General features: G+C 66.9%; 20 protein-coding genes. 13 read left to right on the top strand and 7 right to left on the bottom strand.

The genetic code is table 11. The features are described from left to right. Positions 1-209: 209 nt before the first annotated feature. The gene (locus AC25M7_RS05180) at positions 210-6548 is read left to right on the top strand and encodes an amino acid adenylation domain-containing protein (protein WP_486970807.1); all 6339 of its coding nucleotides are present in this window, start codon (positions 210-212) and stop codon (positions 6546-6548) included. 13 nt (positions 6549-6561) lie between these two features. Here the strand turns inward: AC25M7_RS05180 and AC25M7_RS05175 are convergent, their stop codons facing one another. Then, the gene (locus tag AC25M7_RS05175) at positions 6562-7206 is read right to left on the bottom strand and encodes a helix-turn-helix transcriptional regulator (protein WP_028691691.1); all 645 of its coding nucleotides are present in this window, start codon (positions 7204-7206) and stop codon (positions 6562-6564) included. Positions 7207-7516: 310 nt separating this feature from the next. Between AC25M7_RS05175 and AC25M7_RS05170 the strand changes: the two genes are divergently transcribed. From AC25M7_RS05170 to ribD, 7 genes are read left to right on the top strand one after another with little or no spacing between them, the layout of a single operon-like run. Then, positions 7517-8560: a methyltransferase gene (locus tag AC25M7_RS05170; protein ID WP_028691690.1), complete on the top strand. Its 1044-nt coding sequence runs from the start codon at positions 7517-7519 to the stop codon at positions 8558-8560. Beyond that, the gene (locus tag AC25M7_RS05165) at positions 8560-9453 is read left to right on the top strand and encodes a VOC family protein (protein WP_096048093.1); all 894 of its coding nucleotides are present in this window, start codon (positions 8560-8562) and stop codon (positions 9451-9453) included. The genes AC25M7_RS05170 and AC25M7_RS05165 overlap by 1 nt, the downstream gene beginning before the upstream one ends. A 56-nt stretch (positions 9454-9509) precedes the next feature. Next, positions 9510-10520: a formylglycine-generating enzyme family protein gene (locus tag AC25M7_RS05160; RefSeq protein ID WP_028691688.1), complete on the top strand. Its 1011-nt coding sequence runs from the start codon at positions 9510-9512 to the stop codon at positions 10518-10520. A gap of 34 nt (positions 10521-10554) precedes the next feature. Next, complete coding sequence (ribA, locus tag AC25M7_RS05155) at positions 10555-11151, top strand: GTP cyclohydrolase II RibA (protein ID WP_028691687.1); 597 nt, start codon at positions 10555-10557, stop codon at positions 11149-11151. A 23-nt stretch (positions 11152-11174) separates the two neighbouring features. Further along, positions 11175-12866 (top strand): WD40 repeat domain-containing protein, encoded by a 1692-nt coding sequence (locus AC25M7_RS05150; protein WP_028691686.1) that lies wholly within the window; start codon positions 11175-11177, stop codon positions 12864-12866. An 11-nt stretch (positions 12867-12877) separates the two neighbouring features. Next, positions 12878-13537 carry an SAM-dependent methyltransferase gene (locus AC25M7_RS05145; protein ID WP_028691685.1) on the top strand — a complete coding sequence of 220 codons (660 nt, stop codon included), beginning with the start codon at positions 12878-12880 and terminating at the stop codon, positions 13535-13537. Continuing rightward, positions 13534-14448, top strand: a complete 915-nt coding sequence (gene ribD, locus AC25M7_RS05140; RefSeq protein WP_069017362.1) for a bifunctional diaminohydroxyphosphoribosylaminopyrimidine deaminase/5-amino-6-(5-phosphoribosylamino)uracil reductase RibD — start codon at positions 13534-13536, stop codon at positions 14446-14448. Before AC25M7_RS05145 ends, ribD begins: the two co-directional genes overlap by 4 nt. A 212-nt stretch (positions 14449-14660) precedes the next feature. Here the strand turns inward: ribD and AC25M7_RS05135 are convergent, their stop codons facing one another. After that, on the bottom strand, positions 14661-15389 hold the full coding sequence (locus tag AC25M7_RS05135; RefSeq protein ID WP_486970806.1) for a class I SAM-dependent methyltransferase: 729 nt from the start codon (positions 15387-15389) through the stop codon (positions 14661-14663). Next, the gene (locus AC25M7_RS05130) at positions 15386-16813 is read right to left on the bottom strand and encodes an MFS transporter (protein ID WP_486970805.1); all 1428 of its coding nucleotides are present in this window, start codon (positions 16811-16813) and stop codon (positions 15386-15388) included. The genes AC25M7_RS05135 and AC25M7_RS05130 overlap by 4 nt, the downstream gene beginning before the upstream one ends. Before the next feature lie 134 nt (positions 16814-16947). On the opposite strand from AC25M7_RS05130, the gene AC25M7_RS05125 reads away from it, so the two are divergent. The 3 genes from AC25M7_RS05125 (at position 16948) to AC25M7_RS05115 (ending at position 18109) form a co-directional block, all read left to right on the top strand. Continuing rightward, positions 16948-17268, top strand: a complete 321-nt coding sequence (locus AC25M7_RS05125; RefSeq protein WP_028691682.1) for a YbjQ family protein — start codon at positions 16948-16950, stop codon at positions 17266-17268. Positions 17269-17408: 140 nt separating this feature from the next. Continuing rightward, positions 17409-17597 (top strand): hypothetical protein, encoded by a 189-nt coding sequence (locus AC25M7_RS05120; protein WP_028691681.1) that lies wholly within the window; start codon positions 17409-17411, stop codon positions 17595-17597. Between the two features lie 206 nt (positions 17598-17803). Then, positions 17804-18109 carry a hypothetical protein gene (locus AC25M7_RS05115; protein ID WP_062360800.1) on the top strand — a complete coding sequence of 102 codons (306 nt, stop codon included), beginning with the start codon at positions 17804-17806 and terminating at the stop codon, positions 18107-18109. 60 nt (positions 18110-18169) lie between these two features. On the opposite strand, the gene AC25M7_RS05110 is transcribed toward AC25M7_RS05115, so the two are convergent. The 3 genes from AC25M7_RS05110 to ampC form a co-directional block, all read right to left on the bottom strand. Then, positions 18170-18502: a hypothetical protein gene (locus tag AC25M7_RS05110; protein ID WP_028691679.1), complete on the bottom strand. Its 333-nt coding sequence runs from the start codon at positions 18500-18502 to the stop codon at positions 18170-18172. 307 nt (positions 18503-18809) lie between these two features. Further along, positions 18810-19433 (bottom strand): glutathione S-transferase family protein, encoded by a 624-nt coding sequence (locus tag AC25M7_RS05105; RefSeq protein ID WP_062360795.1) that lies wholly within the window; start codon positions 19431-19433, stop codon positions 18810-18812. Position 19434: 1 nt separating this feature from the next. Then, positions 19435-20574: a class C beta-lactamase gene (ampC, locus tag AC25M7_RS05100; protein WP_486970804.1), complete on the bottom strand. Its 1140-nt coding sequence runs from the start codon at positions 20572-20574 to the stop codon at positions 19435-19437. A gap of 142 nt (positions 20575-20716) precedes the next feature. Here ampC and AC25M7_RS05095 point away from each other — a divergent pair, with 142 nt between their 5' ends. Then, on the top strand, positions 20717-21715 hold the full coding sequence (locus AC25M7_RS05095; RefSeq protein ID WP_062360791.1) for a bile acid:sodium symporter family protein: 999 nt from the start codon (positions 20717-20719) through the stop codon (positions 21713-21715). 10 nt (positions 21716-21725) lie between these two features. Here AC25M7_RS05095 and gspI read toward each other — a convergent pair whose 3' ends face one another. Beyond that, positions 21726-22085 carry a type II secretion system minor pseudopilin GspI gene (gene gspI / locus AC25M7_RS05090; protein ID WP_028691675.1) on the bottom strand — a complete coding sequence of 120 codons (360 nt, stop codon included), beginning with the start codon at positions 22083-22085 and terminating at the stop codon, positions 21726-21728. 150 nt (positions 22086-22235) lie between these two features. Here gspI and gspG point away from each other — a divergent pair, with 150 nt between their 5' ends. After that, a complete protein-coding gene (gspG, locus tag AC25M7_RS05085; protein ID WP_028691674.1) occupies positions 22236-22682 on the top strand; it encodes a type II secretion system major pseudopilin GspG in 447 nt (148 codons plus the stop codon). Positions 22683-22691 lie beyond the last annotated feature (9 nt).

The raw sequence follows: 22691 nt of genomic DNA, 5'->3' as shown, positions 1-22691 counted from the left end.
GAAACCGGCCAGATCGCCGGCGATTGCCCCGTCGGTTGGCGGGGGTAGGCAGGTACCGGCTGCCGACTATCGTCAATTTCCTACAAAAGTTTCAGCGGACTTAGGCGGAGCAATAAGGGACTGGCCAATGTCCGGGTTTGGGGGGCCATACAGGGCGCGGGGTGGGTGCTTGAATCCGCGGACGATCCCGTTTCAAGGAAGACCCGCCCATGCCTGTCGCCGATAGCTTCCCCCTGACCTGCGCCCAGCGCGACATCTGGCTGGACCAGATCAGCCACGGTGACTCGCCGCTCTACAACGTCGGTGGGTATCTGGCATTCGACGGCGCCGTGAACAGTGGTCTGCTGCGGCGCGCGCTGGCGCATCTGGTCGCGCTTCACGACGGGTTGCGCACCGTGCTGGTGCGCGAGGCGGGGGACGATGGCATCGCTCGCCAGCGCTTTGTGGCCGGCTTGCAGGTGCCGCTGGACGAGCACGACCTGCGCGGGCAGGCCGAGCCGTTCGCCGCTGCGCAACGTCTGGCCAAGACCTTGCTGCAACAGCCCTTCGCCCTTGAAACCGGACCGTTGCTGCGCATGGCATTGCTGCATGTGGATGCCGGGCGCAGCCTGCTGATGTTGCAGGCCCATCACCTGATCCTCGACGGCTGGGGCCTGGAGCAGTTGCTCCACCAGCTGGGCCAGTACTACGGTCTGCTTGAGCAGGGCCTGGCACTGCCGGACACGGCCCCGTCCTACCGAACATTCATCGAGGATGACCTGGCCTACCAGGGATCGGCCCGTCAGCAGCGCGATCTTGCCTATTGGCTAGGCCGTTACCCACAACTACCGGATGCGCTGCTGCAGCCCAAGGAACAGGGCCTGCCGCCAGGCGCCACGCCCAGCCATGCGCTGGAGCGCAGTTTCGACGGCGACCTGCTGGCGCGCATGCGGCAGCTGGCCGACGAGCTGCAGGGATCGGTCGCCCATGTGCTGCTGGCGGCCTTGCACGTGTGCTGTGCCCGGGCCTGGCAGCGGGACGACTGGGTCGTCGGCCTGCCGGTGCGTAACCGTGGCAATGCGCGGGCCAAGGCGACCCTGGGCATGTTCGTCCAGGTCAATGCCTTGCGCATGGACTTCGGTCGGCAGTTGAGCTTCGCCGAACTGGTGCGCGGTATCGGCGATGCCCTGCGGCGCGACCTGCGTCACCAGCGCCTGCCGCTCAGCGAGCTCAACCGGGTGCTGGGGCTATCCCGGGAGGCCCGTGGGCAATTGTTCGAGATCACCGTGTCCTACGAGGAAGAGGGCCACGACCTGCGCTATGGCAGCCTCGGCGCCCACAGCGTGAAGGTATGCAACGATCACGAGCCGACGCCGCTGTCGATCTACCTGCGCAGCAACCCGCACAATGGCAAGGCCTGGCTGCACCTGGTACATAACCAAGCCTGGCTGGCCCCCGAAGAGGTCGAGGTGTTCACTGCGCGCCTGCTGCATGTGCTGGCCCAGGGGCTGGCGCGGCCGCAGGCGGGCATCGACGACTACGACCTGCTGTTGCCTGACGAGCAGCAGCGCCTGCGCCTGTGGAATGCCACCGCCAGCGCAGCCCAAGGCCCGGCTCTGATCCATCGGCGCATCGAGGCCCAGGCCGCGCTGCGCGCCGAGGCGACGGCCGCCGTGCACGAGGGGCGCCACCTGAGTTATGCCGAGCTGAACAACCGCGCCAACCAGCTGGCCACCCAACTGCTGGCCCTGGGCGTGGTGCCGGAGCAACGGGTGGCCGTGGTCGCCCGCCGCGGCCTGGACACCCTGGTCGGCCTGCTGGCGGTGCTCAAGGCCGGCGCCGCCTATGTGCCGATCGATCCGGCGCACCCGGACGAGCGCCTGCGCTACCTGCTCGACGATTGTGCGCCGAAGGTGGTGCTGACCCAGTCCGGCCTGCGCGAGCGTCTGCCAGCCATCGAGGTGGCGGTGATCGAACTGGACCGCCTGCCACTGCCCGCGACGGCGTTCGCCGACCTCGAGGTGCCGGGGCTGTCGGGTTCTAGCCTGGTCTATGTGATCTACACCTCCGGCTCGACCGGTCAGCCCAAGGGCGTGATGATCGAGCACCGCATGCTCGCCAACCTGGTCGACTGGCACTGCGAAGCCTTCGATCTCCACCCTGGCAGCGCAACCTCCAGCCTGGCCGGTTTCGGCTTCGATGCCATGGCCTGGGAGATCTGGCCGGCTTTGTGCGCTGGCGCCACCCTGCACCTGGCACCGGTGGGCGAGGGCGGCGAGGACATCGACGCGCTGCTGCGCTGGTGGCGCGCCCAGCCGCTGCAGGTCAGCTTCCTGCCCACGCCGGTGGCCGAGCACGCCTTCGCCCAGGGCGCGCCACATCCGACTCTGCGCACCTTGCTGGTCGGCGGCGATCGCCTGCGCCGGCTGGCCCGAGAGCGTGGCTGCCAGATCATCAATAACTACGGGCCGACCGAGGCCACGGTAGTGGCCAGCGCGGGCGAGGTGCGCCCGGGCCAGGTGCTGCACATTGGCGCGCCGGTGGCCAACACCCGGCTGTACGTGCTCGATGCCCAGGGACGGCAACTGCCGATAGGTGCTGTCGGTGAGCTGCACATCGGCGGCGCGGGAGTCGCCCGCGGCTATCTGAACCGCCCCGAACTGACTGCCGAGCGCTTCCTCGACGACCCGTTCACCCTGCAGCATGGCGCCCGGATGTACCGCACGGGTGACCTGGTGCGCTGGTTGCCCGACGGTACCCTGGAGTACCTTGGGCGTAGCGACGACCAAGTGAAGATACGCGGCGTACGGGTCGAACTGGGCGAGATCGAGAGCGCGCTGGCCAGTCATCCAGCCGTGCGCGAGGCGCTGGTGCTGCTGCGCGACGGCCAACTGGTGGCCTGGTACCTTGGCGAACAGCCGTCGACCCCGTTGCAGTTGCACGAACACCTGCGCAGCCGCCTGCCGGCCGCCTTGCTGCCGAGCGCTTATGTGGCGATGGCGGCCTGGCCGTTGACCGCCAATGGCAAGCTTGACCGCCGCGCGTTGCCCGCGCCGGGCAACGAGGCCACGGTACGGCGCGCCCACGAGCCGCCCCGAGGCGAGCTTGAACAGCGCCTGGCCGCGCTGTGGGCCGAGTTGCTGGAGGTGGAGCAGGTCGGACGGCACGATCATTTCTTTGAACTGGGCGGTCATTCGCTGCTGGCGGTGCGCTTGATCGAGCGCATGCGTCAGGCGGGGTTGCAGGTCGATGCCCAGGTCCTCTTTGGCCAACCGACCCTGGCGAGCCTGGCCGCGTCGCTTGACGGCGCCCCCGTGCACTCGGTGGCGGCCAATCGCGTGGCCCCGGGTTGCCAGCGGATCACCCCAGAAATGCTGGCCCTGACCCACCTCGACCAGGCCGACATCGACCGCATCGTCGACAGGGTGCCGGGCGGGGCGGCCAATGTGCAGGAAATCTACCCGCTGGCACCGCTGCAGGAGGGGCTGCTGTATCACCACCTCACCGAAGACCGTGATCCGTACCAGCAACAGGCGCTGTTCGCCTTCGCCAGCCAGGCTGCGCTGGAGGCGTTCAACCGCGCCTTGGCCGGGGTCATCGAGCGTCACGACATCCTGCGTACCAGCCTGGCTTGGGAAGGCTTGGCGCAGCCGCAGCAAGTGGTGTGGCGCCAGGCCTGGTTGCCGTTGAGGGTGCTTGCGTCCGGTCCGGGCGACGCGGCCACCCGGCTGCGCGAAGAGAACCTGCGGCTGGACCTGCGCCAGGCGCCGATGATGGCTCTGGCCTGCGTCGAGGACAGCGCGCGGCAGCGCTGGCTGGGGCTGCTGCACTTCCACCATCTGGTCAACGACGCCGTATCGGTGAAGGTGCTGCTGGCCGAACTGGCGGTACTGATGGCGAACGAAGGGCATACATTGCCCAGGCCGGTGCCCTACCGCAATTACGTTGCCATGAGCCGCGACGAGGCTCGGCAGGCGGGCCATGAAGTGTTCCTGCGCGAAGCACTGGCCGGGGTGGAGGCGCCGCCGAGGCTGGCCGGCATGGGCGAGGGGATCCAGACCCGTGTCGAGACCTGCGTCCTGACCGTTCCTGAGGACCTGGCCCTGGCCCTGCGCCAGCGCGTGCGCCAATACGACGTCGGCCTCGGTAGCCTGATGCACCTGGCCTGGGCCCAGGTGCTGGGGACCTTGGGTGGTCGCGACGAGGTGGTGTTCGGCACCGTGCTGCTGGGGCGGGTGATGGCGGGCGAGGGCGCCGACCGGGCATTGGGCATGTTCATCAACAGCCTGCCGCTGCGGGTGTCGCTGGCGGGTCGCGACGTGGGCCAGGCGCTGGTCGGAATCCACGGCCAGCTGGCGGCGCTGCTCAGGCACGAGGACGCGCCGCTGGTGCTGGCCCAGCGCTGCAGTGGCCTGCCCGCCGGCGTGGCACTGTTCGACAGCCTGCTCAACTACCGGCATGGCGCCGCGCACGACGCCGAAGCGTTGCCCGGGGTGACCCTGCTCGATGCCAGCGAGGTGCACAGTCACGCCCTGGTGTTGACCGTGGACGAGCAGGGCGACAGCCTGCGCCTGAGTGTGCGGGCACCTTGCGAGTTGGGTGCCGGACGGGTGCTAGGGTTCGTTTCCTGCACCCTGCAGGCGCTGGCTGCCGCCCTGCTCAGCGAAGCCCCGGTGGCGCTCGAGGCGCTGCCGACCCTGCCGGAAACGGAGCGTGTGTATCTGCTGGAAACCCTCAACAGCACCGAGGTTGCGCTGGATCCCGCGTATCCGCACCTGCCGGCGCTGTTCGCCGCTCAGGTGCGACGCACGCCGGATGCCGTGGCGCTGCAGAGTGAAGACGCGCAGCTCACCTACCGCGAGCTCGACGCCCAGGCCAATCGCCTGGCCCATCACTTGATCGGCCTTGGCGTGCGGCCCGACAGCCGGGTAGCGGTGTGCCTGGAGCGGGGCGCCTCGCTGATCGTCGGCCTGCTCGGCGTGCTCAAGGCCGGTGGCGCCTATGTGCCGCTGGACCCCGGCTACCCCGACGAACGCCTGCACTACATGCTGGCCGACAGCGCGCCCCTGGCACTGCTGGTGCACGGAGCCACCCGTGGCCTGTTCGAGGGTCAGTCGACACCGCTGGTGGATCTGGATCACGGTGACTGGCAGGTGCACGGCGACCATGCGCCGGAGCTGCCGGAACTGGGTGGCGGGCACCTGGCCTACGTCATGTACACCTCGGGCTCGACTGGCACGCCGAAAGGGGTGTTGGTCGAGCACCGCGGGCTGTGCAACCTGATGCGCTGGGGCAGCGACCTGTGCCCGCCGCGGGCCGACGACGCGCTGCTGCAGCGGGCGCCGTTCAGCTTCGACGGTTCGGTGTGGGAGTTGTTCTGGCCACTGTGCGCGGGCTTGCGCCTGGTGCTGGCCCGCCCCGACGGTCACCGCGATCCGGCTTACCTGGTGCAGCTTGTCCAGTCGCGCAGGGTGACCACCGTCAAGTTCGTTCCGGCCCTGCTGCAAGCGTTTCTCGACACCCCGGGCGTGGAGCGTTGCAGCAGCCTGCGCGATGTCTTCTGTGGTGGCGGCGAGCTGACGCTGGCGCTGGCGCAACGGGTGCGCCAGGCCTTGCCCCAGGTGCGCTTGCACAATGTCTATGGCCCCACCGAAGCTACCGTGGACAGCACCGCCTGGACCTTGGAGCCGCAGCAGCCGTTGCCCGTCGCCGCCCCGCCGATCGGGCGGGCGATCGGCAACACGCGTCTGTACGTGCTCGATGCCCATGACCGTCCGGTGCCTGTGGGTTGTGCCGGCGAACTGCACATCGGCGGCATCGGTGTGGCCCGCGGCTACCTGGGCTTGCCGGCGTTGCAGGCCGAGCGCTTCATCGCCAGTCCGTTCGTGGCCGGCGACCGCCTGTACCGAACCGGCGACCTGGTGCGCTATCGCGCCGATGGTGAGCTGGAGTTTCTCGGTCGCAACGACTTCCAGGTCAAGCTCAACGGCCTGCGCATCGAGCCGGGCGAGATCGAGGCGCTGTTGGCGGCTCATCCGGACCTTGGCCAGGTGGTGGTGCTGGTTCGCGAGGAGCGCCTGGTGGCTTATGCCAGCTGTCGCGACGGCCATGGCGCGCCGACGCTGGAAGCGCTGCGTGCCTACCTGCTGGCGCGACTGCCGGCCTACATGGTGCCCTCGGCCTATGTGCTGCTGGCCGAGTTGCCGCTGAGCCCCAATGGCAAAGTCGATCGCCGCGCTTTGCCGGCGCCGGGCGTGGAGGCGGTGATCAGTCGGGCCTATGAGGCGCCCCGTGACGAGCTGGAGCATACGCTGGCGCAGATCTGGACCGAAGTGCTGAAGATCGAGCAGGTCGGCCGCGACGACAACTTCTTCGAGCTGGGTGGGCACTCGCTGTTGGCGGTCAGCCTGGTGGCGCGCATGCGCCAGGCCGGGCTGCATGCCGATGCGCGCCTGTTGTTCAGTCAGCCGACCTTGGCGGGCCTGGCGGCCAACACGCGCCGCGGGCAGGAACAGGTGGCGATTGCGCAGACCACGATTCCAGCGCTCAGGGGCAGGCGGCGGATCTGACCGGTTGGGGCCGCTACTTCGGCGAAATGCGATAGACGCAGCGCCGATCCCCTGAAATCAGGTGTTCGCAACGCTCCACCAGCCCCTGCTCGCCGATCGCCGCCTGGAATACCTGCAGCTCGCTGCGGCAGAACCCCTGGCAGCGGGTGGCGGCGATGCAGATCGGGCAGTGGTTCTCGACGATCAGCCAGTCGTTGCCGTCGGCCTGCATTTCGGCCATGTAGCCGGCGCGCTCGCGCAGCTGCACGAGGATGCGCACCTTGTCCTCCAGGCTTTGGCCATCGGCGCAGGCCTGCTGGTACTCACGGCTGTTGCTGTCTTCCATGCGGCTGATCAGGCGGTCGACCCCGTCGCTGCCGAACACCTGCTCGACGCTCTCGATCAGTTGCAGGGTCAGCACGCTGTGGGAGTCGGGGAAGCGGCGCTGGGCCGTGGCGGTCAGTGCCCATTTCTGCGAAGGGCGCCCGGCGCCCTTGGCCGGCACGCTGATGCCGCTGACCAGGTCGGCCGCCTGCAGTTTCTGCACTTGCTGGCGAGTGGCTTCGAAGGTGATGGCGAGCAGCTGGGCCAGGTCGGCGGTCTTGAGCGGCCCGCGGGTCTTGAGCAGGAACAGGATGCGGTCGGCGGTGCAGTTGGTATCAACGGTGGTCGAGGTCATGGAGCGCTGGAAACCGGGCGTGAATGAACGGATCGGGCACTCTCCTGGGCCATCCTTTGCGCAGGCAAGTGGGCGAAGGATAGCCCGGATTCGTGGTGATTTGTGCAAGAAGAACGATTATCGAATATAAAATTTATATGCGATAAAAATATAAAAGGTATTAGTTGTATTTATTGAGTCCGCGGCTAAGCTGAATTGCGGAGCCTGTGCTTGCCGGTCCCAGGGAGGGGTGCGTGCACGTCCATCGACACCTTGCTGGCAAATGCCGGGCATGGGCTCACCCACAATAACTCGACAGGGATGTGAGTGCATGAATGCCCAGAAACCCGTGACCATCTATGAACACGCCGACGCGCTGAACAGCCTGCAAGGCGTGGTCGACCTGGTGAAGCTTTCCGACCAGTACCGCCAGTCCGCGATCCTGCATTCGGCGCTGGCCCAGCGTGTGTTCGATCACACCCGCCAGCCGGTCAGCGCCCAGGCCCTGAGCGATGCGCTGGGTTGGGTGCCGAACAAGGGCCGCATCTTCCTCAACGCGCTGGTGGCCATGGGCCTGTTGAAGCGCACCGCCCAAGGTTTCGAGAACCTGCCGCTGAGCCAGCGTTTCCTGGTCAGCGACAGCGCCGAGTTCATCGGCCCGATCATCGACCACCAGCGCCTGCAGTGGCAAAACTGGCCGCGCCTGGACGAAGTGCTGCGCAGCCGCACCTCGCTGGATTTCCAGCAGGAAAACCGCTTCAAGCACGACCTGGCGGCCCGCGACGCCTTCAACGATGCCATGGTCCGTTTCAGCCAGCCCATGGTTGATGTGCTGCGTGACCTGCCGCTGTTCGACAAGGCCCGCCGGGTGATCGACCTGGCCGGTGGCCACGGCACCTACCTGGCCGAGATCGCCAGCCGAAATCCGCAGGTCAAGGGCGAGGTCTGGGACCTTGAGCCCACCCGCGAGGCGGCCGCGGCCACCTTCGCCAAGTACCGTCTTGACGACCGCCTGGGCTTCCATGCCCGCAACCTGCTGGACCTGGCGCAGTACCAGGGCGAGCGGGCCGACGTGGTGATGCTCAACGACTGCCTGCACTATTTCACCCGCGAGCAGGTGCGTACCCTGATCGCCGGCGCTGCCGGCATGGTCGAGGGCGACGGCGCGCTGCTGGTGCTGAGCATGGCCCTGGAGGATGACGAGATCCACCCGGCGCTGTCGGCCGACTTCTCCCTGCACATGATGCTCAACACGGTCAACGGCGAGCTGCATCCGACCCGCTACCTGATCGACAGCATGGCGTCGGCGGGGTTGAGCGTGGAGCAGGAGCCGATCGGCCGCTACACCCTGCTGATCGGGCGGAGGGCTGCCTGATGCTGCGCTTGTTGGCATTGCATGCCGCGCCGCTTGGCGACGCGGCGGCCCAGGCCCTGGACAGCTTGGGCAGCGCCGCGGCGGCGGCAGGTTTCAGCCTGCAGGTCAGCCAGAAGCCGGCCGGCCAGGGACCGGTGGACGCAGTCTGCCTGCTGCTCGACAGCGCCACGCCACCGGTTGCGTTGAACACGTTGCTCAATGAGGCCAGCGGGCTGTGTCGCAACACCGCGCTGGTGCTGGTCCGCGTGCAGGGTGCACTGGCACAGTTGCCGCCCGCCAGCGGCGTGATCGCCCAGTGGCAGCAGGCGAGCCAGGGCTTTCTCTATCCGTACTCGCTGGATATCGGTGCCGGGCAGGCGCCGGAGCTGGCGATCAAGGACTGGCTGGCGGGCTTCGCCAAGTTCGCGGCCGCGACCAAGCTGTGGCGTTCGCTCGACGGCCTGGGCCTGGACGAAGCGGCGCGGGCCGCGCAGCGCCCCGAGCTGAACCACATCAATATCCTCACCCGCGACCTGGAAGCCTCCAAGGCGTTCTACAGCGACATCCTTGGCGCCAACTACTGCTACAACCTGGGGCCGCGCAAGGCCGTGATGGAGCTCAACGGCTTCGACTTCTTCATCGAGCAGAGCGAGTCGTTCAGCTACCCGACCGGCTACCACATCGGTGTGCGGGCACTGCCCGGGGATGTGCGGCGCATCGCCGAGCAGGTCACCGCTGCCGGCACCATCAAGCTGGTCAAGGGCAACGGCCCGGCGCCGGGCTACCACCATGGGCCGGACAACGTGCGCAGCGCCGTCTACTTCGAGGACCCGGATGGCCTGGTGATCGAGGTCTACAGCGCCGAAGTGGAGATGATCGAAAGCAACCCTCGGTTGCTCCTCGACCGCCTCTGACCCCACGTCGTCACAGGCCTGCCGCTCGGCGGGCCTGTGCCTAGGCAGGTATTCGCATGAACAGCTACAAACAGTGGCATTGGCCACGGCTGCCCAGCCCATTGCCCAAGGATGTCAGCGACCGGGCGTTGATGGGCTACCCAGAGCACTACCAGGAGCATCCGTTGCAGGCGCAGGTCGCCACGGCGCTCGACGATCTGCTCCAGGCGCCGCTGGACGTCTTGCTGACGTTGCTTGAGCAGCCACGCCAACCCCTGGCCCGGCGCATCGCCGCCGGCGAGGTGCTGGCATTGCGCGGCGACCCGCGCATCGACACCTTCGCCCCGCAGATGATCGATATCCCGGCGGCGCGGGTGCACATCGGCCTCGACCCGCGCGCGGTCGAGCAGGTGATGGACCAGTTCGACGGGCTTGGCCTGGACCGCAGCTGGATCGACAAGGAAACGCCGCGCCACGCCGTGGAACTGGCGGCGTTCCGTATCGCCCGCTTCCCGGTGACGCACCAGGAGTACCGCCAGTTCCTGCTCGACAGCGGGCATGCCGGCATCCCCGACGGCTGGGCGTTCGGCCGGTATCCGCGGCACCACGCCAACCACCCGGTGTACAGCGTCTCGGCCAGTGACGCCGATGCCTACGCCCAGTGGCTCAGCGAGCGCACCGGCCGACGCTTTGCCCTGCCCAGCGAGGCGCAGTGGGAGTATGCCGCCGCCGGCCCCGAAGGGCGTCAGTTCCCCTGGGGCGACGCCTACCAGGTCGAGCACGCCAACACCGCCGAGCTGGGCTATCTGGACAGCACGCCGGTCGGCGTGTTCAGCGACGCCGCATCGCCCTTCGGGGTGCTGGACATGGCCGGCAACGTCGAAGAGTACGTGGCCGAGGACTACCGGCCATACCCCGGCGGCCCGCAGATCGAGGACGACCTGGTGCTCGATGTCGGCACCCACCGCGTGGCCCGCGGTGGCAGCTTTACCCGTTTCCGCGACCTGGCGCGCACCGCGCGCCGCCACGGGCGTTACCCGCGACCGATCTACGTCATGGGTTTTCGCCTGGTTGAAAACCACAACTGAGCTGTTCCGTCTTCCGTGCAAGAGGTCTGATTCCATGAACAAGGATGTTTCGCTTCACACCATCGTGCCGATTTCCATCCTCGGCGGCGATGTCGATGCCCATTTCTTCGGCTTCCACGGCTTCGAGCGTGACCAGGAGCATTTCGCCGTCGGCATCGGCCGCGAGCAGTGCGACGTGCCGTTGGTGCGGGTGCACTCCGAGTGCATCACCGGCGATGTGTTCGGCTCGCAGCGCTGCGATTGCGGCCCGCAATTGCAAGAGGCGTTGCGCACCCTCAAGGAGGTGGGCGGCTACCTGATCTACCTGCGCCAGGAAGGGCGTGGCATCGGCCTGTACTCCAAGTTCGAGGCCTACCTGCTGCAGGACAAGGGCCTGGACACCTATGAAGCCAACCTGCGCCTGAACCACTTGGCCGACTCGCGCTCGTTCGACCCGGCCGTGCAGATCCTGCGGGCCCTGGGCGTGGACCAGTGCCGGTTGCTGACCAACAACCCGGAGAAGGTCGCCCAGCTGCGCGCCGGTGGCATCGATGTGATCGAACAGGTGCCCACCGGGGTGTTCCTGACCAATCACAACCGCAACTACCTGCAGGCGAAGGCCGTCAAGTCCAGCCATTCGATCAAGCTCTGACTCCAGCGAAAAAGGATCTTTCGATGAAACACATTGGCCCTATCAGCGGTATCGCCGCCCATGCCGCGCGCTTCGTCGCCACAGCCGGCTACGACAACCAGGTGATCTTGTGGAACGCCGCCACCGGCGAGCCGATCCACCGTGTGCACCACGACCACCTGGCCAACCAGTGCGCCTTCAGCAGTGACGGCAAGCACCTGGTCAGCGCCAGCAGCGACTACACCGCGCGCATCTGGGAAGTGCCGAGCATGCGCCTGAAAGCCGTACTGCAGGGGCACAACGACGATGTCGAGATGGCGGTGTTCTCGCCAGACAGCCAGCGCGTGGCGACCTGTTCGCGTGACCATGTGCTGCGCATCTTCGACCTCGACGGCGTGCAGTTGCAGGCGTTCCATGGCCACCAGGCCGACGTTATCTCGGTGGTCTGGTCGCCGGACGGCCAGCGCCTGATCTCCAGCAGTGACGACGGTACCGTGCGCCAGTGGGATACCCGCAGCGGCCAGCAATGCGACGAGGTGGACATCGGCGGCGTGGAGACCGACACCATCGCCATCACCCGCGAAGGCGTGGTGTTCGCCGGGGACGACGAGGGGCGCATCTCGATCATCGCCCAGGGCCAGGTGCAGACCGTGCCGGCCCACGCCGCCGGGATCAAGCGCATCGTCTGGAACGACGACAAGCGCCTGCTGGTGAGCCTGAGCTATGACCGTTCGGCGATCCTCTGGACCTTCGACGCCGCGCGCAACCTGGTCAAGCGCCGCAGTACCGCGCTGCCGAGCATCGTCTGGCCGCGCAGCTGCGCTTTTGTCGGCGACGAACAACTGGTGTTCGCCACCTTCGGCTCGCGCTACGCCACCTGGAACTACGAGCAGGACCAGTGGCAGGTGTCGGGCATCGAGCCGGCGGTAAGCATTAACGCCGTGGTGCGCAGCGAAGAGCGCCAGTACAGCATTGGCGATGCTGGCATTCTGCACCGTGACGACCAGCCGGTGACCAGTGTCGGCAGCCTGTGCAACTTCCTCCTGCCGTTCGGACCGCTGCTGTTGACCGGCGGCCAGATGGGCCAGGTGTTCGATGGCCTGTCCGGGCGCATGCTGTACCAGCACCGTTCGCCACTCAACTGCGGCGCCACCTTCGTCAGGAATGGCGAAGACCTGGCGTTGATCGGCACCTATACCGGCGAAGGCCTGGTGTTCGGCCATGATGGCCAGGGCGGGCTGCGCCTGGTGGCGTCGATCCCCATGCATGACAACGCGATCAAGGGCGTGGCCGCCGACCAGCGCCACCTGTTCAGCGTCTGCGCCTCGGCCGATGCCGCGCTGCACAGCATCGAGGATTTCAGCAGCGTGCGGCATATCGAGGGGGCGCATACGCGTATTTCCAATGGTTGCTGCCCGATCACCGGCGGTTTCGCCAGCATCGGTCGCGACCTCAAGCTGCGCCTGTGGCTGGAGACCGGCGACGAGGTGTTCGACTCGCCGCACCAGCACTCGATCAAGTGCATCGCCGCCTCCGCTGATGGCCGGGTGATCGCCACCGCGGCCTACAACGGTACCGTGGCACTGTTCGACCTGGTCTCGCGGCGCTGGCTGCCCATGCAGCGGCCGACCGCCAGCGGCATTTCCTGCCTGACCCACGACGCCGTCAGCGGCGCCTTCCTGGCCAGTTCCTATGACGGGCGCATCTACGGCATCGACGCCCGCCTGGCGTCCTGAAGGAGCAGCACATGAGCAAGCAAGCAAGTGACTTCATGGCCCAGGGCGACTACCGCAAGGCCCTCGATACTTCGTTCGTGCACCGCTACAGCCATGGCGAGGACGAGTGGTCGTGGGACATCGGCATGATCCAGGCGGCCCAGGCTTTCCTCGAGCGTCTCGACCCCCGTGCTGATCAGCATGTACTGGACATCGGCGTGGGCCGTGGCCGTGACGCCTCCACCTTCATCCTCGCCGGGCATCGGGTCACCGGCCTGGATATCGTCGAGAACTCCAGCTGGCCGTTGCTGCGCAAACGCTGGGGCGATCGCCTGGACCTGGTGAACAAGGCCATGCAGGACTGGCAGCCGGCGCCGGGCACGGTGTTCGATGCGGCCCTGGACAATGGCTGCTTCCACCACCAGCATCCGGACGAGTGGGGCGCGTACCTGGCCCATGTGCGCCGCCTGCTGCGCCCCGGCGCGCTGGTGGGGCTGAACGTGTTCGGGGTCGACGCGGCCCATCCGCAGCCGGGCTGGCGCGAGATGGACAACCAGCGCCAAGGCTACTTCTTCACCGACGATGGTATCCGTCAGACCCTTGAGGCCCATGGCTTCACCTGGGAGGGGCTGGAGGTGATCGAGCGCCAGCACGGCGAAGCCCGCTACCTGTTGGCGCTGGTGCGCACGTGAGTGCGATCGACCGCCATTACCTGGACATGGCCCTGGCGCTCGCCAGCCAGGGCCTGTACAGCACCATGCCCAACCCGCGGGTCGGTTGCGTGATCGTCAACGCCGGGCAGGTGGTAGGGCGCGGCTGGCATCAGCGCGCCGGCCAGCCCCACGCCGAAGTGCACGCCCTGCGCGAGGCAGGCCCGGCGGCGCGCGGGGCGACCGCCTATGTGACCCTGGAACCTTGCGGCCACCAGGGTCGCACGCCGCCGTGCGCCGATGCCCTGGTGGCGGCGGGGGTAAGCCGGGTGGTCACGGCCAGCGGCGACGTCTCGCAGAGCATCGGCGCGGATCGCCTGCGCGAGGCGGGCATCGTGGTCGAGGCATTGCCCTGCCCACGTGCGCGGGCGCTCAATCGCGGGTTCTTCTCGCGCATCGAACGCCAGCGCCCGTGGGTGCGGGTATTGCGTCCGGCGGCGCTGGAGATCGGCGCGATTGGCGAGGGCGCGATGCTCAGCCATTGCGACGAGCAGGCGCCCCTGGCGCACTGGCGGGGCAGGGCCTCGGCGCTGCTGAGCACTTGTGACTGGGTGAAGGCCTGCGACACCTCGCTGGTGGCGCAGGTTGCCGGGCAACGCGCCGAACCAGTGGTGCCCTTGCGGGTATTGATCGACCAGGGGCTGGACTGCCCGGCTTCGGCCAAGATGCTCGACGGGCGTGCGCCGACGCTGGTTTTGCATGGGGCGCAGGCGAGGCGGGACGGTCGGTATGCACGGGCCCGTTGCCAGGTGCTGGAGGATCTGGGGGCCTTGCGGATACTACAGACGTTGCATGAGCTCGACTGCAACGAAGTCCAGGTCGAGGCCGAGCCGGCCTGGTGCGAGGCCTTGGCGCGCCAGGGGTTGGTGGATGAGTGGTTGGTGCAGGTTTGAGGCCTTCCTGAGCGCTGTACTATCCCTGTGGGAGCAACCGTCTTGCTCAGGCCCCTCAATCTGGCGCGATCTCTGTGGGAGCGGCCTTGTGTCGCGAAAGGGCTGCGCAGCAGCCCCTATTGCGGTGAAACGCTGAAATTACCGGGGCCGCTTCGCGGCCCTTTCGCGACACAAGGCCGCTCCCACAGGGATATGCGTAAGCCCCGATCATTTCAGCGACTGCAGATCAACCCGACCTGCAGGCTGTTCTGTTCGAACAGGTCCCAATATCCCGGCGGATGCGCCTTCTTGCGGATCCCGCTGATCAGCGGGGCAATCCAGCGCACATTGCGCAGGCCGACATCGTGGGCGGCCTGCTCGTAGACTGCCTTGTCCCAGCGGTAATAGGTGAAGTCCGCAGGCGGTGAGCTCATGAATTGCCCCTGGCAGCGCAGGCCGCCTTCCACCGGCTGCTCGTCCAGCACACGGATGCCGTATTCGGTGAAATTGCCCAAGGCCAGGTCGAAGGCGGGATTCGCCGTGTAGGCGATCAGCTGTCCGTTCGGTTTGAGGTTGAGCGCGACGCTCTCGAACATGCGCCGCAGCTCCTCGACGCTGCCGGCGTAGTTGAACAGCCAGGCGGCGGTAACCTTGTCGAACTGGCCGATGCGGCCCATCTGCGCCACGTCGCGCACTTCGTAGGCGATGCCGTCGTTGGCCTGGCGCGCCTGGTAGATCATGCTCGGCGAGATGTCCACGCCGTGCACCCGAGCCGCGCCCCAGTCCTTCATGCGGCGGCTGAAGAAGCCATGCCCGCAGGCCAGGTCGAGAATCTCATCGCCGGTTACGTCGCCGGCCATGTAGCGAAACGTGTCGACCTCGACCCCGCGCTGGCTGGCGTGGCTGGTGAAGTCTTCGAACTGCTCGCTGATCCGCTCGTAGACTTCCTTGGATTCCTTCATGGGCACTTCTTCCTTTCAGAGGTGAGGCGCAGCGCCAACGGCAGGGCCAGCAGCGGTGCGCAGGCGAACACGGCGAACAGCCACAGCGCCGCCTGGCGCGCGCCTTGCTCGCCGCCGGGCTCGACCAGCCCGGCACCATTGGCGACCAGCCCGGCCAGGGCCGCAGCCAGGGCGGTGGCGTAAAGTTGCACGGTGGTGATCGAGGCCGAGGCGAGGTTTTCCTCGCCGGGGCGCGCTGCCTGCAGCACCCGGGTGAGCAGGTGCGGCCAGCCCAGGCCGATCCCCAGGCCCACGCCGGCCAGGGCCAGGGCGAACAAGGCCAGGCCCGGCGCGCTGGCGATCCAGGCCGGGGCGGGGGTCAGCAGGGCCAGGGCCAGCAGCGCCACCGCGACCACCAGCGGCCCACTGCGGATCTGCCAGGCGCCGCCTTCACGGTCACGGCCGGCGCTGGCCAGGGCGCCGACCGTCCAGCCTGCGGCCATCACGGCGGTCAGGTAGCCGGCGGCGAGTGGACCGAAACCATGGATGCGCTGGAGGAAGTAGGGCACATAGATTTCAGTGGTGATGGCTGCTACCAGCAGGCACATCATGGCGAACAGTGCGCCCATCGGTTGCCTGAGGCTGTAGGCGCCCGTGGGCAGCAGGTGGTGGCGCGCCCTGGGATCGAGGCGGGCGATCAGCGCGGCGATGGCCAGGCCGGCGACGATGCCGGCCAGGTTGATCCACAGGCTGTCGGCCAGGCTGGCCGCACAGATCGCCAGCACCGAGGCCACCAGGCAGGCGATCAGCCCGTAGGCCGGGCGCGCGCCATTGTCGTCCAGCGCCTGGCGCGCCGGCAGGCGCAGGCAGACGATCAGCGCCAGGGCGCCAGCCACCGGCAACAGCGACCAGAATGCCCAGCGCCAGTGCCCGCCCTCGGCGAACACTCCGCCCACGGCCGGGCCGCACAGCGTGGCCACGCCCCACATCGCCGAGACCAGGGCCATGGCGCGAGGCCACAGGCGGCTGTCGAACACCAGGTGGATCAGCGCATAGCTCAAGGCGAACAGGATGCCGCCTCCCAGGCCCTGCACGCTACGCCCGAGCAGCAGCACCGGCATGCTCCCGGCCTGGGCGCAGAGCATTGAGCCAAGGGTGAACACCAGCAGTGCCAGCAGGTAGGCGACCCGCGGTCCGCCACGGGCCAGCAGGCGGGTGGAGAGGGTGGAGCCGATGATCGAGGCGACCACGAACAGGGTGGTGTTCCAGGCATAGAAGGCCAGCCCGCCGATCTCTTCGATCACCGTCGGTAGCAGGGTAGTGACGATGTAGACATTGATGGCGTGCAGGGCGACACCGCCAGCCAGGGCGATCGAGCGCAGCGCGTTGCCGCCGCTGAGCAGTTCGCTCCAACGGGCCGGCGGCAGTTCGGGGATGGCGGTCATGTACGCTCCTTGCGTGGTCCTGCGCTGGAATTCTAGGAGTCGGCAAATAATTATTCAATATATTGCTTGTGTAATTTGCTTGCGGTGGATTTGTTAGGATCGTGCTCTTTTGTCTTGTTTCAGGAGCGACATCCATGATCATCAGCACCACCAGCCAGCTCGACGGTCGCCCGATTGCCGAGTACCTCGGCGTGGTCAGCGCCGAATCGGTGCAGGGGATCAACTTCGTGCGCGATTTCTTCGCGCGCTTTCGCGACGTCTTCGGCGGCCGCTCGCAGACCCTGGAGGGCGCGCTGAAGCTGGCCCGTGAGCAGGCCACCGAGGAACTCATGGCGCGGGCACGGCAGTTGCAAGCCGATGCGTTGGTGGGCGTGGACTTCGAGATCAGCATGCCGTCGGTACAGGGTGGCATGGTCGTGGTGTTCGCCACCGGCACGGCGGTACGTCTGAAGTAAGGCCAGTTGCCATTGGTCGGGCCAGGAGATTTTGCCCGGCTGGTCTGCAAATGACCGGCTAGTCTCACTTCAACGGACCGTCGCTTCACTAGGCAGGTGTATTGCCTGCCGGCACGGTTGCCATTGGAGGGAGACAGGGCATGAGCGAATCCTATTTCGAAGACTTGAACGATGCGTTTCCGATCAACAGCCAGGTACGCTGCGGCCAGGCGGCTGTTCGCCTGGGCTTTGCCAACATGACCCTGGACGAGTCGGAGCAACTGCAACCGGCGCACCTGCAACGGGCCAAGAAGGGGCGTTTCACCCCGCGTGTCCCGTCGAAGAAGTGAACCTGCGTTGACCTCATAAGCCCGCTCTCACAAGCAGGAGCGGGCTTGCCCCGCATCACGTTTGATCAATCAACACGAAACCGCCCGACGGCACGCCTTTCCCGCCATTTCTTGACCCCGCTCATGGTATCGGTGCGTCCCCCTCGCCGAAGGCCCTAGGCTGTGCTTTTCTTGCGCGGGATTTCAGACACGGAGTATCGACTTCAATGCGAATCAGGGAAGAGACCTACTGGCAGTGGGCCGATGCGCAGCTGCACAGTCGCTGTCACGACGAGGAACTGAGCGACGGCACCAGCTTCGATGTGCAGGTGCGCCTATCCAGGGTCGGTGCCACACAGTTGTTTCTCGGACTGTATGCGCGCAGCGGCGAGGCCTTGCTCGAGGAGTACTACCCCTCGCGGCCGGGCGAAACCATGACCCGTGCGCTGGTCTGGGGCGTGGATCGCGCCCGCGCCCTGGCAACCGGCGCTTTGCCATTGCCGGAACAGGTGCCACGTCGGCGCCTCGCCTAGCAGCAATGAAAAAGCCCGGCCTTTTCAGGCCGGGCTCAAGAAACGGTGTGCTGCGCCGCTTCAGTTCAGCGCGTCGATCACCTTGATTGCCTGCCGCTCGCGGGCGGCGGGCCATTCTTGTTGCAGGGTCTGCAGTACGCGACCGACGAAGGTGGTGTCGGCGGCGGCCTTCTTGCCGACGTAGCCCTGGCCACGCCGGTAGACCTTGAAGCGGGCGCGCATGCTGGGCATGTGCGATTCGAATTCGGCTTCGACCGTGTTCGGCGGCAGGCGGTCCAGGCGGACCTCACCGGACTGGCTGACCCACAGCAGGTGGTCGTCGAGGCTGTCCTTGCGCGCAGCGAACAGACGGGCCAATTGGTCGATGGTTGGATTGTTGTTCAAGTTCATCATAAAGCCCCCATTACTCTCATTCGTTGGTGAAGTTCGGCTGAAGTTCACATTCGGCGCCACACGATGTAGCGCGCTAACCAAGGCTGCTACAGCAGCTTCGCAACAGGGGCTTTCTCACGCTGCCTTCTGGGCAGTTTCCCTCTCCACGGACGGCCTGCGTTACCGCGCAGGCCGTCTGGAACACCCTTGCCACCGCTCCCGATCGGGGAGACGGCCTCATCATGCACAAGGCGCGGGAAGGGCGTCAACAGGTTTGTAGTGATTATTTTTAGTCACTACATCTTGTCGGACAATCTTCCCGGTTCTGTCACGCCAGTCCGTTGTCGCCGTGCTCGAGGTAGCCGGGGCGTTGCCGCAGGCGCTCATGATAGGCCTCCAGCGCCGGCAGTTGCGGGTGCTCCAGCGGCGTGCGCCGCCAGCGGTTGAGGGACAGGCCGATGGCCACGTCGGCGAGGCTGAAGGCGTCGCCAGCGACATAGGCGCCGGTGGCCTGCAGGCGCGCTTCGAGCAGGCGCATCCTGGCCGTCCACTGGGCGCTGCTGGCGGCCAGCAGTGCAGGGTCCTGATGCGCCGGCGATTGACGCACCAGCGACATGAACGGGTAGCGCCAGGCGTCGTTGAGGTCGGTGGCCTGCCAGTCGAGCCACTGGTCGACCGCGGCGCGGGCGCGCGGGGCGCCGGGGTAGAGCGCCTCGCCGCCGTACTGGTTGACCAGGTAACGCAGGATGGTATTGGACTCCCACAGCACGAAGTCGCCATCGACGATCACCGGCACCGTGGCGTTGGGGTTCAGCGCCAGGAACTCGGGCGTGTCGGTGGCACGAAAGCCACTGCCCCAGTCTTCGCGCTGGAACGGCAGGTTCAGTTCGGCGCAGGTCCACAGTACCTTGCGCACGTTGATCGACGAGGCCTTGCCCAGGATCTTCAGCATGTCACGGCTCCAGGCTGGAAAGGATGCGTTGCGCGGCGCGCACGCGTTCTTCGTTGGGGTAGTTGCGGTTGGCCAGCAGGACGATGCCCATCTGCCTGGACGGCACGAACGCCACGTAGGCACCGAAGCCGCCGGTGGCGCCGGTCTTGTTGTACCAGGCGGCTGGATCGGCGGGCAGCGCCGGGTTCAGCGCCTGGATCGGGTTTTCTCCGCGGATGATTTTGGCGCCGTTGTATTCCAACAAGGTGTCGATGCTGACCGGGTAGGGGTAGCGCTCCCAGCCCAGGCCCTGGATCATCGCGCCGACCTGGAAGTAACCGGACTGGGTGATGGCGATGGCCTTGCGCATGGCGGGGTCAAGCGTGTCCGGCTGCAGTTGCAGTTGCACATAGCGCAGCAGGTCGCTGGCGCTGGTCTTGATGCCGTAGGCCTGCTCGGCGTAGGGGCCCGGGTTGACCCGCACCGGCTGGTCCTTGGCGTCGTAGCCTTGCGCGTAGAGCCCGCGGGCGCTGGCCGGAACCTCCAGGTAAGTGTGCTTGAGCCCCAGGCGGAGCAGCACCTGCTGGGTCATCAGTTTGGCGAACGGTTGTTGCTGCGCACGGGCCGCCAGGTCACCGAACAGGCCCAGGCTGGGGTTGGAGTAGCAGCGGTGAGTGCCGGGTGCGAAGCGGGGCTGCCAGTGCTGGAACCAGGCCAGGGTCTGGGACGGCGTCTGTACTTCATCGGGGAACTGCAAGGGCAGGCAGTCACCGCTGTAGGCTCCCAGTTCCAGGACGCTGGCCTTGCCGATCGAGGCCTTGGCCAGGGCCGGCTGGTAGCGGCTGGCGGGGGCCTGCAAGTCGAGCTTGCCTTCGGCGCTGGCCAAGGCGGCGAGGGTCGCGGTGTAGGTCTTGCTCACCGAGCCGACCTCGAACAGCGTGTCGCGGCTAACCGGCTGGCGGCTGGCCTTGTCGGCCAGGCCGTAGTTGAAGTAATGCGACTGGCCGTTGGCATACACCGCCACGGCCATGCCGGCAATGCCTTGCTCGCGCATCAGCGCCGGGATGACGTCATCGACGGTGGTTTGCAAGTTGTTGGCCAGCAGGGGGGGCGCGGCCAGCGTCAGGGCGGTGGCCAGCAGCAGGCGAGGGGGGCGTTTCATGGTGGGGCGTTCCTTGTCGTGGATCAGGGGCGTGGCGAAGCGAGGTGTCCGTTGGGCGACACCGACAGGGGTTCCAGCGTTAGCGGCACAAAGGCCAAGACCTTATCGTCCGGGCTTGCACAAAGACAAGACGGAAACTGTGATGAGATATCTACGGATGCTGTTCGACAACTTCACCCTGGCACTGCTCGGGGTGGTGTTCATCGCCACCGTACTGCCGTGCTCCGGCGAGGGCGCGCTGCTGTTCGGCTGGTTGACCAACCTGGCCATCGGCCTGCTGTTCTTCCTGCACGGCGCCAAGCTGTCGCGTGAGGCGATCATCGCCGGTGCCGGCCACTGGCGCCTGCACCTGCTGGTGTTCACCTGCACTTTCGTGCTGTTCCCGCTGCTGGGGCTGGCGTTCAAGCCGCTGTTCGTGCCGCTGGTGGGCAATGAACTTTACCTGGGCGTGCTGTACCTGTGCGCCTTGCCGGCCACGGTGCAGTCGGCGATCGCCTTCACCTCGCTGGCCCGGGGCAATGTGCCGGCGGCGATCTGCAGCGCGGCGGCCTCGAGCCTGTTGGGGATCTTCTTGACGCCGCTGCTGGTGATGCTGCTGCTGGGCGCTTCGGGCGACACCGGCTCCGGGCTGGACGCGGTACTGAAGATTACCTTGCAGTTGCTGGTGCCCTTCGTCGCCGGGCAGGTCGCCCGCCGCTGGATCGGCGCCTGGGTCAAGCGCAATGCACGCTGGCTGAAGGTGGTGGACCAGGGCTCGATCCTGCTGGTGGTGTACACCGCCTTTAGCGAAGCGGTGGTCACGGGCCTGTGGCATACGGTCTCGCCGCCGCACCTGGCCGGGCTGTTCGCCGTGTGCGGCATCCTGCTGGCGGTGGTGCTGCTGGGCACACGACTGCTCGGGCGAGTGCTGGGGTTCAATGTCGAGGACCGCATCACTATCCTGTTCGCCGGTTCCAAGAAGAGCCTGGCGACGGGCGTGCCCATGGCGCAGGTGTTGTTCGTCGGTGGCGGCATCGGGGCGATGATCCTGCCGTTGATGCTGTTTCATCAGATCCAGCTGATGGTCTGCGCGGTGCTGGCGCAGCGGTATGCGGCGCGGGTGGAGGCGGGGCATCCTGAGGCGGGCGTCACGGTGAAATGATGCGCTGCGTTCACTGACCCACCAATGTTTGCAATCGCGCCAGCGCAGGCCCTTCGCGTTGGCGCTCGAACACCTGCAGCGACACCTCCAGCAATCCGGCCCGCGCCTGTGCGATTCGTTGTTCGCAGCGCAGGCGCAAACGCCCCTGGTCGCATTCGAACTGCCTGACGCCGGGCTTCGCGCCACCCTCCAGGCGCAGTTCGGCCAGGCGCCCCTGGGCCGCCAGCAGGGCCAGCCCCTTGTCGCGCAACAGCCCGTTGCCCTGGGTCATCAAGCCGGTGGCGCGCACGGCGGCGGCCATGGCCACGGCGACGATGGTCAATGCCACCAACACTTCGATCAGGGTGAAACCGTCCTCGGTGGTGCGCACAGGGGCTCCATTCTCGCGCAGGCCAAAGCGGTACTGTAGAGCGGCGCGATGACGGTTTGACGACGCCGACTCCCGAGCTTTTTCAATATCCGTGACATACCGGCTTGCCACAATCGGCCCCCGATTCGAACTCACGCAAGGAATGCCGAGATGCAGATCGTCCGCCGCAACATGCCCGCCCATCGACTCCGCCAGCAGGGTTTCACCCTGATCGAGATCATGGTGGTGGTGGTGATCCTCGGGATTCTCGCGGCGATGGTGGTGCCCAAGGTGCTCGATCGCCCCGACCAGGCCCGCGCCACCGCGGCGCGCCAGGACATCGGCGGGCTGATGCAGGCACTCAAGCTCTACCGGCTGGACAACGGCGCCTACCCCAACCAGAACCAGGGCCTGAAAGTGCTGGTTGAAAAACCGGCCCAGGCCAAGGACGGCCAATGGCGCGCCTACCTCGACCGCCTGCCCAACGACCCCTGGGGGCGCCCGTACCAGTACCTGAACCCGGGCGCCAACGGTGAGATCGATGTGTTCTCCCTGGGCGCCGACGGCCAAGCTGGCGGCGACGGGGTGAATGCCGATCTCGGCTCCTGGCAGTTGTGACCGGCCATG

The organism is Pseudomonas sp. P106(2024), from assembly GCF_057480815.1.
This window is presented reverse-complemented; position numbering and strand designations above follow the sequence as displayed.